Here is a 14,166-nt window from a genome sequence, read left to right on the forward strand (position 1 = left end):
AATAATTTAAAATTAAAACTTAAACTCTCCTAATTCATAAAAATCTATAAGGGCGTTTTTCGTTTGAACTTGAACTTTACTTTCCAAATCAAAAATTCTAGTACTCATTGTGGCATAACCATCATTTACAAAAATTTCTAAGCTGGATGTGTCTGAAAAAATCCTTAAATTTGAAAGACTTCCTAATTTCATTTTTCTAGTATTTCTACCATCGCCACAAGTTCCCATATCTAGGGTCAAAATTTTCCTATTTGAATCATATTTTAACGAACAATCTTTTCTAAGTTTAATCAATAAGTCTTCTTCTTTTTTAAGATTTATCTTCATTTCAAAAGTTAGAGAATTTTCAAAAATATTGTCCTCAAAATTTTTGTGTGATTTTCTTAAATTTTTAAATTCTTCCAAGGGTTTTTGGTAGATATGTTTATCTTTTTCAATTAAAACTCTTGGCATAGAAAGACATTGGTCCCAGCCATTTTTTGATGTGGGTGTTAAAGCGTACGAACTTTCTGGCATTCCCATCCATCCAATTAAAATTCTTCTACCCTTTTCATCAAACAAGGTTCTTGCAGCATAAAAATCAAATCCATAATCAAATTCTTGGAAAGATTTTATTTTATTATTTTTTCTAAAATCACCATCAATTAAAAAGGCTCCACATTGGTGGTCGTTTTGAAAATGAAATTTTTCATGATCTATCCCTTGGGGACAAGCTATCAAAAAAGATTTTCCATTTAGTTCAATAAGATCTGGGCACTCCCACATATAGCCAAATTTTTCATCTGTTTGTAAGATGTTAATCTCTTTAAAATTTTTTAAGTCTTCTGTTTTATAAACAATGGCACAACCCTCATCATCAAGACTTCTTGCACCTATAATCATGTAGTAAGAATTATCATATTTAAAAACTTGAGGATCACGAACGTGTTGACTTAAATTTTTTGGAAAATCTTCATTTACCATAAGCAAAGTTTTATTTTCAAAATTTATTCCATCTTCACTTTCAACTCTCATAATATTTTGCTCACGACCGCTTGTAATATAATCATGATTTCCCTCATGTCTTACATTTCCTGTATAATAGGCATAAAATTTATTATTTTCATAAATCATACTTCCACTATAAACCCCGTCCCTATCTCTTTGGGAATCTGGATAGATAAAAATTTCTTGGTCTTCGTAATTTATAAAATCTTTTGTTGTATATTGCTTCCAAAAACAAGGGCTTCTTCCCTCAAGTTCAAATTTTATTGGGGAATAAATATATCCAAGATGATAGGTTCCCTTTACTTGACAAAGCCCATTTGGATCTCCAAGGCCGCCAACTTTTGGCATTAAATGATAGTTAAGCCTGTAAGGATCTAATGAATGTGAATTTTTGGAATTTTCCGCCTTTTTTATTAAGGATTTATATTCTTCTATTTTCATAATTTCCTACTTTTTAAATAAGACTAAATGATTAATCATTTAGTCTATTGTTGCAAGTGTTGTATTTAAATTTGCATCTTCTAATGGTTTAAGTTCTAATTTATTATCATTAATTTGATAAACCATCAAAATTTCTGAAGATAGACCCTTATCTTCAACATATTTTACATCCATTTCACACAAAAGATCTCCAGTTTTAACTCTTTGACCTTCACTCACAAAAGATTTAAATCCATTTCCATCTAATGACACTGTATCAATTCCACAATGGATTAAAATAGAAGCTCCATTATCTAGCTCAATTCCATAAGCGTGTTTAGTTTCAAAAACAAAGGCAATTTTCCCGTCACAAGGAGCTAGGATTTTTCCGTCATGATTTTCAATAACAACACCCTCACCCATTACTTTTGATGAAAAAGTTTGATCTTTAGATTGGCTAATGTCCTTAACTTCTCCTTTTGCACAAGGTCTTATTTCTACAGGCCCCTTTTCAATTTTTTCTTCTATTTTTTCATTTTTTTTATTTTCTTTAGGATTTTTACTCTTATCTTTTGATAACTTTCCAAATAAAACTGTAAATACAAAACCACCAGCAATTGCAATTATGTGAGCTATAATATAATTTAAATATCCATTTCCGCTTGGATCTGCAATCGCAAGACCAGGTACACCTGTTGTACCAAATCCAAGGGAAGCAAGGTCTGTCATATAAACATATCCACCAGCAAGTGCTCCACCAATACAACCTGCAACTATAGGGAATTTATAACGTAAGTTTACACCAAAAATTGCGGGCTCACTTATTCCGAATAAGGTAGAAGCAAATGATGGAATACAGACTTCTTTAACACGATTATTTTTCCAATTAAGAGCAAGATATCCTAAAACTGCTCCACCTTGTCCCATCAAGGCAACTGACATCAAAGGATTTAAAAAGTTTCTTCCTGTATCAGCAATTAAAGTTGATTCAATAGCACCTAAAATATGGTGTAGGCCTGTTATAACAATAATTTGTTGAACGCCTGCAAAAATCATGTAACCAACAATTCCCAAATTTTCTGTCATCCAAACTAAACCACCTGTGATTGCGTTTGATAATAAACGTCCCACTGGTCCAACAATTGTAAATAACAACAAGGTTGAAATAAATACTGAACACAAAGGTGAGAATAATAATTTTACTACATCTGGAATTTTTTTATCAAAGAAAATATCTAATTTTGCAATTACAAATCCCATCATCAAGGCAATAATAATTCCACCTTGGAAACCTACTAACTCAATTTTTAATCCAAATAAATTTAAAATTTCAGGATCAACTGCTCCTTGAGCAGCTTCATAAGCATTTGCTAAGCTTCCACTTAACATAATAGCACCAACAACCATACCTAAAATTGGTTTACCACCATATCTTTTACATGCACTGTAACAAACTGCCATAGGCAAGATATCAAAAATACCTGCGGAAGCAATAGTTGCCAAACGATTTATAGCATATAAAGTTTGGTTATTTTTTACAACATCCAACTTGCCCAATACTCCCGTTACTCCTAATAGTAAAGCAGCAGCCAAGATTCCTGGAATAATATCTATAAAAACATCTGAAAGTGATTTGATAACAGCTTGAATTGGGTTTGATTTTTTTGAACTTATATCTTTTACATCACTGGACTTTGAATTTTCTGTGTGAGTGTAGCGAGCAAATACTGCATGAACATCATTAACAAGTCCAGCACCAAAAATAATTTGTAGCTGATTTCCAGTAATAAATTGTCCTTTTGCTAAAGGCACATCATCAATTTTTTCTAAATCTACCTTATCATAATCTTTAAGAACTATACGCAAACGAGTTGCACAGTGAGCACTAGAGACAATATTGTCCATTCCTCCAACAATATCAACAATCTGTTTAGAGATTTCTAAATATTGTTTTTCTTTTTCTTTTGAAGCCATTTTTCCCTCCATTTTTTATTCTTTTATAAAACCGGTTTTATTTAAAACCATTGTATACGTTCCCTATATTCTTGTCAACACTTTTTATAAAGTTTTTTAATAAATTTAAACCGGTTTTTATTTAAGAAATAAAAAAGCTATTGCAAGATGAATAAATTGTTTAAATCTTAGAAAAATAATTTCTTTAAAATACGATTTAAAAAACCAGTAGAATTATTTCCAAAAGTTTTAATTTAATTCTAACTATTAAGGTCTATTTCTAAATTTAAAACATATAAATTCATAATTTGCAACAGCTGGCAAAATTTATTTTACGCTTTTTCCTTCAATAAATTTAAATCCTGTTACTTGTTTTTTGCTAACAGGTTTATCTTCAGTCATTTTTAGTATAGTATCAACACAAACAAATGATGCGGTTTCTACATCAAATTTTATTGTAGTTAATGGAGGTGTTAAGATTTCACTTGAGTCATATCCACCAAATCCTGTTACAGAAACATCTTCCGGGATTTTTAAACCTAATTCAATACAAGCTTTATAAACACCATGAGCAATTCTATCAGTAGCACACATTATTGCTTCCACTTTTTTTTCTTCTTTTAAAATTTCCATAGCTTTTTTGTATGAGGTATTAAATGAAAAATCTGTAATTTTTTCAGAAATATTATTTACACCTTCATCTTTTAAACCATCAATTACACCTTTTTTACGATTTTTACCAACTTGTATGTCTTTTTCATCCACCCATAAGCAAGCTACAGATTTTATCCCGGATTTTCCAACATATTTACCAAATTCAAAGCCTGCCCTATAATTGTCATCGACAATAGAAATTCCTTCTTTAAATTCCTGGCCAAGAAAAATAACAGGAGTAGAAATATTTTTAATAACTTCCTTGTGTTTGTTCGTAATATATGAAGCTACAACAATAATCCCATCTACTTTCATACTAGCTAAATTTTCAATACTTCTAGCCTCAAAATCCATATCATCTTCAGTATTAATAATCAGTGGTGTGTAATTTTTATTTCTTAAATATTTATCAACATAAGTTAAAATTCTTGGATTTACAGTAGAATCAAAACCTGGAACAACTATACCAATTATATAACTTTTCTTAGCACTTAGCCTTGCAAACATATTTGCCTGGTAATTTGTTTTTTCTATTGCCTCTTTTATTTTTATAGATGTTGTTTCTTTCAAAGGCTTCCCATTTAAATAGCGTGAAACTGTACTTTTAGATACTCCAGCTATTTTTGCAACATCATTAATAGTTGCTGCATTTTTCATAGTTACCTCCTTTTATAATATATTTTTTATTCTAGCACATATTAATTTATAATTTCTTAAATTTCTTGCATATAGAAAATATTATACGCGTAATTTTTGTAAATGGATATACTTTTATTTTTAAATGCAGTAATTATTTATTTTTAATAAGCTAAAATAAAAAAAGACTCTTGCAAAATGAATTAGAGATTTCATAATTTGCAAAAGCCTTATATTTTTTATTCTAAAATATTTTAAAATTTAAAAAAATTGAAACTATTTAAATTAATATTTTACTCTCCCATAACAGTGACAGTAAATTTTCTTTGTCTTTGTCTCGTCCTATCAAAATCTACAAAATATACGTAGCCAGTTACTCCAACCGCCAATTTATTATCTTTGACAACAAATGTTTCGCTTGATCCTATAATTGAAGATTTAATATGTGCGTCTGCATTCCATAATTTTGTGCGATCTCCTCCTGGTAGCCATTTATCTAAATCTGGCCAAGATTCGACTTCTTGGTAATGCTTTTCTCCTGGATATCTGTAGATATCTGCACTGTCGTGATTTGGAACTATTTTTTGAAGACATTCATCCATATCAAGAAGTAAATATTCTGTTCCATTTTCATCTACATCGTGGGTAAATTCTTCAAAAAATATTGAACATGTTGTATGACTTGTTGTTACTGTACAAGTTCCTTTTTGGATACCACTTAATTTTATAGCTTCTTTTACATTTTTTGTGATATCTATAAAGCTTACTTGCCCTTCTTTACTTTCTACTTGATAATCTTTCATATATACTGGCATAAATCACACTCTACTTCCCTTATCAACAGCTTCAATCATATCTCTTATCATTTGTTCAGGATCTTTTGCTTTTACAATTCCACTTGTACATCCAGTTCCATCTGCACCTTGGCTTATTGTATTATATACATCGCAGGCTGTGCTTATTCCTGCAGCTTGCATTATAAGAGCATTTGGATTTATTTCTCTAATAGAATTATTTGTTGATTCTACATAAGTCTTATCGCTTGTTTTTCCTGTACCTATTAATTTTGTTGGCTCACACAAAATAATATCTACATCCAAAGTTGCTATTGCCTTGGCTTCTTCTTTTGAGTCTGCACAAACAATTGTAATTATCTCTAATTCTTTTGCTCTTTTTACAGAAGCTGCAATTTGTGCTAAAGTTAATGGATGTTCGGCATGGTTTAAAAATGTAGCACCAACTCCAGCTTCTTTTAATGATTCTGGTAAAACTGCTCCCATTCCTCGACCTGGATTTATCCCATCCATGTGTTGTGCTGTTACAATTATATTTTCTGTTTCCTTATTCAAACGATATAAATCAGCATAAGGTCCTGTCACAAAAACATCTATATTAGGATATTTTTTTGACATTTGGTCGGCAACTTTAGCATATTTTATTAGTTTTTCACCGTACAAATATGATTTTGGATTGAATACAAAGAAATGTTTTTTTGAATTTATCTTCATTTTTATCACTCCTATCTTTCAATTAACCCAAAAACTTCATAATATTTTATTAATTCTTCTTTTATATTTTCTTTAATCTTAATAATCAAAGATGGATAATCTACTACATCTTCATTTTTTATAGCAGAAAATCCTGCATTAATCATGTCTGTAAATAAATTTATTTTTGTTATTCCACCTTTGACACATTTACTTAAATTATCATAACCTGTAGAAGAACCACCGTGTAAAACTAGGGGTATTTCTACTTTTTCTCTTATTTCATACAATCTCTCAAAATTAATTTTTGGTTCTCCCTTATAAACTCCATGGGCTGTTCCTATAGAAATCGCAAGTGAATCTACATTTGTTTTATTTACAAATTCTACAGCATCATTAACTTCTGTGTAAATAGAATTTACAACTTCATGATTTTCTAAGTTTTCGTTTGCACCTACAAAACCAATTTCTGCTTCAACATCAACTCCACGTTCATGAGCATAAGAAACAACTTCTTTTGTTGTTTTTATATTATTTTCAAAACTTTGAGTTGAAGCATCAATCATTACAGAATCAAAGCCTAATTCTATTGCCTTTTTTACAAAAGATATATCTTGACCATGATCTAAGTGTAAAACTACTGGTGTAGATGCTTTTTCTTGGATTTTTTTCCCAATCCAAGCTGCGTCTTCTAATGATAGCCATTTTTCATGAGCTTGGGCAAATGATAATATCATAGGAACTTTAAATTGCTCGCAAACTTCTAAATAGGCTTTTGCAGTTAGTCCATCAATAAAATTTAATGAGGGAACTGCATAAGAATTTTTTTGAGCTTTTTTTAAAACTTCTCGAGATGTTGCTTTCATTTTATTTTTCCAATTCTTTTTTTAATTGATCCCACAACTGATCAAGACCCATATTTGTTAGTAATGGAAGTCCAAATATAACTTTGTCTTTAATGCTATCTGGAACAGTTGTTGTGGTTATTACTGCATCATAATCATCAATATGATTAACTTCTTCTGCTATTTTTGATTGGTAAATTTTCACTTCATCTTCTAGATTGTTATCTTTTAACCATTGTTTAACTTTTCCTGTGGCAACTGTAGAAGTTGCTATTCCTGATCCACACATTATTAATAATTTTTTCATTTTCTACTCCTTAATTTTATTTTCTTTTTTTCCTTTAACCTTGTTTACATAATATAATCCACCTAAGCTTGCAACAAATATTATACTTAGCATTAGCCATGGCATGTGTTTTCCTGACATTATAAATAACCATGTTGGCCATAAACCACCTTCTGCCATTGCAGTTATGCTTTTGTTTCCACCCAAATCAAATTTTGCTGCCTTTGCTGCCATTGTTACAAGTGGTGAAGCCCAAGAAGTTATATATAAAATAGTAGTCATATATATACTTCCACCTACTACTGTACGTACAATATTTCCATTAAATACTGCAGACATTAAGCAAACTACAAATGGTATTGTAGCCAAATCTCCAAAAGGTAGCGTAGTATTTCCTGGTAAAATTACAGCTAATAAAATTGTTATTGGTACTAGTAATAATGAACTTGATAAAACTGCTGGGTGACCTACTGATAAGGCTGAATCCATTCCTATATTTACTTCCCTGCCTGGAAATCTTTTTTGCACAAAAGTGTTTGCTGCTTCAGAAATTGGTGCAAGCCCTTCCATCAAAAGTGAAACCATTCTTGGCATTAATACCATAACCGCTGAAGTTTTTACTCCTAATTGTAAAATTCCGCCCAAGTCATATCCTGCCAAAATTCCCATACCTAAACCAATTATTAATCCTAAAACTGTACTTTCTCCAAATACACCAAATTTCTTTTGAACTGTTTCTGGATCAGCTTCGATTTTATTAAATCCTGGTATTCTTTCAAAAATCCAATTTAATGGTAGGGCAAATAAAAATCCTGGTGCGGATGTTCCGTGTGGGAATGTTATATTTGGAAAACCATAAAATTTTTCAATTCTTGGTGCTATAATATCTGCTAGTAAATATATCATTGTCAAATATGCTATTGTCGCATAAATTCCTAGGGCAAAATCTTGGGTTATTGCATATACTAAGGACGCTACGAAAGCTGCATGCCAAAAATTCCACATATCTACCATCAATGTTTTTGTGAGTCCTAAAAATAATAAAATTATGTTAAGACCTATTCCTATAGGAATTGCTAAACTTCCTAAAACTGTTCCGTAAGAAATTGCTGCAGCTGCTGGCCAACCAACATCGATAGTTGTTAAATTTAGTCCAAATCTTTCTACCATTTGTTGAGCAGCAGGTCCCAAACTATTTCCAAGTAAATCAATTACCATATTCAAACCAACAAAACCTACACCTACAATTATTCCTGATGTAAAAGATTTTTTGGCTTTTGTTCCAAGTATCATTCCAAATATAAAAATTAATATTGGTAGCACAACTATGGCTCCCAAATCAACAAATTTTTGAAAAAGTTCTAACATTTTTCCCTCCCTTTAATTTAATTCATATTTTTCTAATATTTCTACTAATTTTTCTACATTTTCTTTTGAATCATCAAATGATTCAATCTTGCTCATAGCTTCCTTATCTTGTAATAATTCCATTACTTTTTGTAAAATTTTAATGTGTTGGTTGGAATCTTTTAAAGCCAACATAAAAATATTTTTTACATCAATTTCTTTATCAGATGATGTCATCTCAACAAATTTTACCGGTTTTTCTAATGTCATTATTGCAATTTGAGATTTGATCACATGTTCACTATCTGTATGGGGCAATGCAATTGCATAACCGTCAAACTGAAGTCCAGTCGGATAAGAATTCTCACGTTCTAAAACCGCATTTTTGAATGATGGTTTTACCATTTTTTCTTCTATAAGACAATCAGCTAAACTACTTAACACCTCCTTACTATTTTTTAAATTTTTAACTTTTAATTTTATGATTTTCTTTTCTATCATAATCATCCCTCCAATTTATTAGTGTTGAAATCAATTCATCTTTTGTTTTTGACTTCCACAGCTCATCTATAAAATTTTTATTTTCTATTTTTCTATAAATATTTATCAAAATATCCTTTGTACTATCAATATCTTCATCTGTTATAGCAATTAAAAGTACAATCTTAACTAAATTTTTCCCCCACTTTATTGGCTTATCCAAAGTTATAATTCCCAGTTGAGATCTATTTACATATTTGGGGTCACAGTGGGGAATTGAAATTCCTGTATAAACACTAGTGCTTCCCATATTTTCTCTTTTTATTATTGAATCTAAAAATAAATTATTTTTCTTGTTTAATTCATTTGAAATTTTTAAAATTTCTTCGAAAATTTCATCTTTGTTCTTAGCTTTAGATTTCAACAATATATTTTCATCTAACAGCTCTCTAATCAAATTATTATTAGTTTCAATTTTTTCACTAGATTTTAATAACCTATTCTTATCTAAATTATTATTATAAAATAAAGCAATTTCATTCATTTCCTGTTCAGTTATTACTGGACTAACATCAAACACTGGTATTTTCATATTTGGTAATCTTACAGAAGATACAATAAAATCAATATTATTTAAATCTATTTTATCTAAATCATCTAAGTCTACTTTTATTACTTTATCAGTATCTAAAATTATTCTTTTTAATTTACTAACAATAAGTTCAGAAGTAGCAATTCCATGTGGGCATATTACTAAAATATTTAAAGATTTATGGACTTTTTCTACAGCTATTTGAAAATGAATAGCCAAAAACGCCGCCTCATCAGCTGTCATTTTTACATTGAATTCTTCAGTAAGTTCCCTAACTGAAAGCCAAACAACATTATACAAGACGCTATATTGTTTTTTCACTTCTTCAGCTACTGGGTTATTAACTGAAATAGATTTTTGCAATCTAAATATCATAGGACCAATATGGCTTATCAACATATCTTTTAAATGTTCATCATGGGTTAGGTCAATATCCAAAATATTAGACACTTTTTTAATAAAATTTCTTACACTCTTATCTAGTCTCAAATTATAACCAGCATTATTTATTTTAAATCCAGAGGCAAGCAAGGTGTAGGATAAGACCTCAATTTCTTGGCTAGGAATTTCTTTTTCCGAACCTAATATCTTACTTAAAATTTCTCTAGCGTAAAAATAAGCCTCAAAATGATTAATATCAAATTTTATACTAGCCTTATAATCATTTAAAATAAAACCTAAATCAATCATATTTATTTGAACTAGTAAATCTATCAAAAGAGTATTAAAATACCTTTTACTAAGATCATAATCATATTTTTTCCCCAGTTCGTTTATAATATTTTTACAATTTAAGATAGTTTCCTTACAAAAAAATCTAGACAAGGTCTTGATATCTTCAAAATTTGAGTCATCTATTAGTGAAGTTAAATATTCTTTAATAACCTTTCTTATCCTTGACTCATCACCACTTACAAAATATCTGCCTTTCTCATTTATTAAATGTAATTTTTTTGAAGAAATCTCTTTTTCCAATTTTTTAATATCTCTTCTAGCAGACCCCTCACTTATAAATGTGTTGTCCTCATAAACATCAATATTTAACTTTTTTCTTTTTAAAAAAATCTCTTTGAACAAGTACTCTTCTCTATATTCAATCGATTGATTATCAAGATTTTTTTTACTATCAATGTCTGATAAGATCAAATCTATTTTTTTAGATTTAAATTTGTCATCAATCCTAATTCCTTTTCGAGGAAATTTTTCAATTTCAATGCCATATTCCTTGAAGTATTCATTTATTTTGTCAATATCTTTATAAATAGTTTTAGTAGAAACTCCAAACATCTCTGACAGACTCTTAGCAGTAATAAATTCATTATGTAACTTAAGAGTCTGTAGAATCATAATTTGCCTACTATTCACAATTTCACCTCACAATCAATGAAAATGTTATCTTCTTTAACATTAGTATATATTAATATATTTTTTTATTGAAATCTATATATGTCTACATTAATGTGGAAGTTGTAACTAGGTTTAATATTATAAATTAATTCTTTGATCAAATCAAATGAGAATAGAAATGAATATTAAAAAAAGTTTTTATTTATTAGGAAGATAAAGTTTTTATTTCAATAAAAAATACCCTCTTACTATTTTTATAAGTAGAGAAGGTATTTATAAATTATTTAAAAATTATTTATATATATTTATACTTAAGTTTTAGTATTTTCATAAACTAACTACAAAAAAACTACAAACGTATCTTTTTATATCCCTTTATATCCAATAAAATTAATAAATATAAAAGGATATCAGCTTATATCAGCCAATATCCTTTTATATCCTTGTATAATTTTTTTATGGTGCAGGATAGAAGACTTGAACTTCCACGTCCTAAAATCGGACACAAGATCCTTAGTCTTGCGCGTCTGCCAATTCCGCCAATCCTGCAAGCTACCTTTATATATTACCAATATATGATAGCTTTGTCAAATTTTTATAATACTTTTGATAAAAATTCTTTGCTTCTTTCTTCTTTTGGATTTTCAAAAAATTCTTTTGGATTTTGGGATTCTTCTACTATTTCTCCATCATCCATTATTATTATTTTGTTTGAAACTTGCTTTGCAAATTCCATTTCGTGGCTTACTATTGCCATGGTCATTCCTTCGTTTGCTAAATCTTTCATCAAATCTAGGACATCTTTTACCATTTCTGGATCAAGAGCACTTGTTGGTTCGTCAAATAACATCAAATCTGGCTCCATCATTAAGGCTCTAATAATGGCAATTCTTTGTTTTTGTCCTCCTGAAAGCTCTTTTGGATAGGAATTTTTCTTCTCTGTTAGGCCAATTTTTTCTAATAATTCTAAGGCCTTTTCTTCTGCCTCATCTTTTTTCATTTTCTTTGTATTTAAAGGTGCTGCTAATAAATTTTCCATTATCGTCATATTTGAAAAAAGATTGAATTGTTGAAAAACCATGCCCACTTTTTCTCTTAATTTATTTACATCAAGCTCGTCTATATTTTTATTTTCAAAATATATATTTCCACTTGTCTTTTTTTCTAATTTATTTATGGTTCTAAGAAGTGTAGATTTTCCTGATCCTGATGGTCCAATTATTGCAAGGATATCGCCTTTGTTTATTTCTAAATCTATTCCTTTTAAAACTTCTTTTTCTTTGAATGATTTTTTTAAATTTTCTACTTTAATCATGGGCCATCCTCTCTTCTAATTTTTTAAATATTTTTTCAAGTAATAGGACAAGAATTAAATATATTAGGGCTGCTGCAAAATATGGAATTGCTGCTGAAAAAGTCCTTGAAATTATTATTCCTGCTCCCCTTGTCAGATCTACCAAGCCAATAAATCCTGAAATTGATGTTTCTTTAAATAAGGTTATAACTTCATTTCCCAAGGCTGGAAGGGAATTTTTCATAGCTTGGGGGATGACTACAAGTTTTGCAGTTTTTTCGTATGATAAGCCTAAGCTTCTTGCAGCTTCAATTTCTCCCTTGTCTACTGAATTTATTCCTCCCCTAAAAACTTCTGACATATAGGCTGATGAATTTATGATAAATGTTACGATTGCTACCAAAAAAAGGGAATCTGAATTTACCAAAATTACATTGTAGACAATAAGTAATTGGATTGTGGAAGGTGTCCCCCTTACTACTGTTACAAAAACATTTAAGATTTTTGCAAGGATTTTTATTATATAATATTTAAATCCCTTAATATTTTCCTCTAAATTTTTGTCATAATCTTTTATAATTGCTATAAACATCCCTATCAAAAGGGCAAATATCAAAGATATCGCCGTAACTGAAAGGGTTGTTTTTAATCCATCTATTAGATATTTATAATTATTGTCCTTTATTAAATTTTTTTCAATTGCTTGTAAAAAACTATCCATTTTTATTTATCCAAATATTTTTCAAAAATTTTATCCAATGTTCCGTCTTTTTCAAGCTCGTCAATTGCCTTGTTGACTTCCTCTAATAATTTGTCATTTTTCTTATCTAGGGCAATGGCGTATTCATCTTTTGCCAATTCTTTATCAAGAACTTTCAAACCCTCGTTTGCTTCTACAAATTTTTCTGCTGCTTGATCATCCAAAACTACAGCATCAACCTTGTCATTATTTAAAGCAACAATTGAGTCCATAGTTTTGCTAAAAGATTGAATGCTATCTTCACCATAAGTATCCTTAGCAGCAACTTCCCCAGTTGAACCAAGTTGGCTTGCAATTTTTTTGCCCTTTAAATCTTCTGGATTTTTAAAAGAAGAATCTTTTTTAACGATAACTTTTTGTACAGATTTTCCATAAGTTTTTGAGAAATTTACATTTTTCTTACGGTCTTCAGTCTCAGTAATTCCAGCTATTCCCCCATCAAGTTTTCCTGATTCGATTGATGCTATAATTGATGAAAAATCCATATCCTTAATTTTTACTTCTACACCAAGTTTTTTTCCGATTTCTTGGGCGATTTCAGCATCAATTCCTACGATTTTATTATTGTCATCATAAAATTCATAAGGTGGGAAATCTGCACTTGTTCCAAGATCAAGAACACCATCATCTACAATTTCAGAAGCTACGCTTTTATTAGAATTATTTGATAGGTCATTTTGATTTGAACTTACATTATCCTTTTGATTTTTTCCGGAACACGCCACCAACAAACTACTAGTAACAAGAGCCAACACTACTTTTTTTAAATTTTTCATTTTTTCTCCTCTTTTCTATTTTTTATTTTCATACCGACAAAAAGCAAATAAATTAAATTTTCACCGAAAATTCCAATAAAAAAATCTCCGTCCCAAAGGGACGAAGATCGTGATACCACCCAAATTTTTCTATTTCTCACAAAATAGAACTCATCAAGTACAAACATACTCTAACTCTGTAACGGGAGTTCCCGTATGGGCTTTTTATTTCCCACATGCTCCAAGTTTCTTTTCATTTTACTTCCACTTCTCCTCTCACACTCTACAGGATTCGCTTTAAGCTTTCATAAAATTACTCTTCT

Annotated in this window: 13 protein-coding genes and 1 tRNA gene; all 14 read right to left on the minus strand. The window is 29.7% G+C overall.

What is annotated here, in order from left to right; genetic code table 11:
* Nucleotides 1-12 precede the first annotated feature (12 nt).
* The 14 genes from BN3265_RS07310 to BN3265_RS07375 all read right to left on the minus strand — a co-directional run bounded on the left by BN3265_RS07310 (nt 13) and on the right by BN3265_RS07375 (nt 13,864).
* The gene (locus BN3265_RS07310; protein WP_058990939.1) at nt 13-1,428 is read right to left on the minus strand and encodes a glycoside hydrolase family 32 protein; all 1,416 of its coding nucleotides are present in this window, start codon (nt 1,426-1,428) and stop codon (nt 13-15) included.
* A gap of 39 nt (nt 1,429-1,467) precedes the next feature.
* The gene (locus BN3265_RS07315; RefSeq protein WP_058990940.1) at nt 1,468-3,381 is read right to left on the minus strand and encodes a PTS transporter subunit IIBCA; all 1,914 of its coding nucleotides are present in this window, start codon (nt 3,379-3,381) and stop codon (nt 1,468-1,470) included.
* Between the two features lie 306 nt (nt 3,382-3,687).
* Complete coding sequence (locus BN3265_RS07320) at nt 3,688-4,671, minus strand: LacI family DNA-binding transcriptional regulator (protein ID WP_058990941.1); 984 nt, start codon at nt 4,669-4,671, stop codon at nt 3,688-3,690.
* A gap of 272 nt (nt 4,672-4,943) precedes the next feature.
* Nucleotides 4,944-5,465 (minus strand): YjbQ family protein, encoded by a 522-nt coding sequence (locus BN3265_RS07325; protein ID WP_058990942.1) that lies wholly within the window; start codon nt 5,463-5,465, stop codon nt 4,944-4,946.
* Nucleotides 5,466-5,468: 3 nt separating this feature from the next.
* Nucleotides 5,469-6,158, minus strand: a complete 690-nt coding sequence (locus tag BN3265_RS07330) for a triose-phosphate isomerase (RefSeq protein ID WP_058990943.1) — start codon at nt 6,156-6,158, stop codon at nt 5,469-5,471.
* A gap of 11 nt (nt 6,159-6,169) precedes the next feature.
* Nucleotides 6,170-7,003, minus strand: a complete 834-nt coding sequence (locus tag BN3265_RS07335) for a class II fructose-bisphosphate aldolase (protein WP_058990944.1) — start codon at nt 7,001-7,003, stop codon at nt 6,170-6,172.
* 1 nt (nt 7,004) lies between these two features.
* Nucleotides 7,005-7,289 carry a PTS sugar transporter subunit IIB gene (locus BN3265_RS07340; RefSeq protein ID WP_058990945.1) on the minus strand — a complete coding sequence of 95 codons (285 nt, stop codon included), beginning with the start codon at nt 7,287-7,289 and terminating at the stop codon, nt 7,005-7,007.
* Nucleotides 7,290-7,292: 3 nt separating this feature from the next.
* A complete protein-coding gene (locus BN3265_RS07345) occupies nt 7,293-8,636 on the minus strand; it encodes a PTS galactitol transporter subunit IIC (RefSeq protein ID WP_058990946.1) in 1,344 nt (447 codons plus the stop codon).
* Between the two features lie 12 nt (nt 8,637-8,648).
* A complete protein-coding gene (locus BN3265_RS07350; protein WP_058990947.1) occupies nt 8,649-9,116 on the minus strand; it encodes a PTS sugar transporter subunit IIA in 468 nt (155 codons plus the stop codon).
* Entirely contained in the window at nt 9,082-11,034 is a 1,953-nt protein-coding gene (locus tag BN3265_RS07355; protein WP_148363009.1) for a BglG family transcription antiterminator, read from the minus strand. The genes BN3265_RS07350 and BN3265_RS07355 overlap by 35 nt, the downstream gene beginning before the upstream one ends.
* Before the next feature lie 459 nt (nt 11,035-11,493).
* Nucleotides 11,494-11,583 (minus strand) — tRNA-Leu (locus tag BN3265_RS07360).
* 46 nt (nt 11,584-11,629) lie between these two features.
* Nucleotides 11,630-12,349, minus strand: a complete 720-nt coding sequence (locus BN3265_RS07365; RefSeq protein WP_058990949.1) for an amino acid ABC transporter ATP-binding protein — start codon at nt 12,347-12,349, stop codon at nt 11,630-11,632.
* A complete protein-coding gene (locus tag BN3265_RS07370; RefSeq protein ID WP_058990950.1) occupies nt 12,342-13,049 on the minus strand; it encodes an amino acid ABC transporter permease in 708 nt (235 codons plus the stop codon). Before BN3265_RS07370 ends, BN3265_RS07365 begins: the two co-directional genes overlap by 8 nt.
* 2 nt (nt 13,050-13,051) lie before the next feature.
* A complete protein-coding gene (locus BN3265_RS07375; RefSeq protein ID WP_058990951.1) occupies nt 13,052-13,864 on the minus strand; it encodes a substrate-binding periplasmic protein in 813 nt (270 codons plus the stop codon).
* Nucleotides 13,865-14,166: the final 302 nt, after the last annotated feature.

This window comes from Anaerococcus rubeinfantis (assembly GCF_001487145.1).
Lineage (GTDB): Bacteria > Bacillota > Clostridia > Tissierellales > Peptoniphilaceae > Anaerococcus > Anaerococcus rubeinfantis.

Bases quoted from the DNA above. Each gene is read 5' to 3' on its own strand.
- BN3265_RS07310 (WP_058990939.1), bottom strand. From the start codon at position 1,428: ATGAAAATAGAAGAATATAAATCCTTAATAAAAAAGGCGGAAAATTCC.
- BN3265_RS07370 (WP_058990950.1), bottom strand. From the start codon at position 13,049: ATGGATAGTTTTTTACAAGCAATTGAAAAAAATTTAATAAAGGACAAT.
- BN3265_RS07325 (WP_058990942.1), bottom strand. From the start codon at position 5,465: ATGCCAGTATATATGAAAGATTATCAAGTAGAAAGTAAAGAAGGGCAA.
- BN3265_RS07355 (WP_148363009.1), bottom strand. From the start codon at position 11,034: ATGATTCTACAGACTCTTAAGTTACATAATGAATTTATTACTGCTAAG.
- BN3265_RS07345 (WP_058990946.1), bottom strand. From the start codon at position 8,636: ATGTTAGAACTTTTTCAAAAATTTGTTGATTTGGGAGCCATAGTTGTG.
- BN3265_RS07315 (WP_058990940.1), bottom strand. From the start codon at position 3,381: ATGGCTTCAAAAGAAAAAGAAAAACAATATTTAGAAATCTCTAAACAG.
- BN3265_RS07330 (WP_058990943.1), bottom strand. From the start codon at position 6,158: ATGAAGATAAATTCAAAAAAACATTTCTTTGTATTCAATCCAAAATCA.
- BN3265_RS07320 (WP_058990941.1), bottom strand. From the start codon at position 4,671: ATGAAAAATGCAGCAACTATTAATGATGTTGCAAAAATAGCTGGAGTA.
- BN3265_RS07375 (WP_058990951.1), bottom strand. From the start codon at position 13,864: ATGAAAAATTTAAAAAAAGTAGTGTTGGCTCTTGTTACTAGTAGTTTG.
- BN3265_RS07335 (WP_058990944.1), bottom strand. From the start codon at position 7,003: ATGAAAGCAACATCTCGAGAAGTTTTAAAAAAAGCTCAAAAAAATTCT.
- BN3265_RS07365 (WP_058990949.1), bottom strand. From the start codon at position 12,349: ATGATTAAAGTAGAAAATTTAAAAAAATCATTCAAAGAAAAAGAAGTT.
- BN3265_RS07340 (WP_058990945.1), bottom strand. From the start codon at position 7,289: ATGAAAAAATTATTAATAATGTGTGGATCAGGAATAGCAACTTCTACA.
- BN3265_RS07350 (WP_058990947.1), bottom strand. From the start codon at position 9,116: ATGATAGAAAAGAAAATCATAAAATTAAAAGTTAAAAATTTAAAAAAT.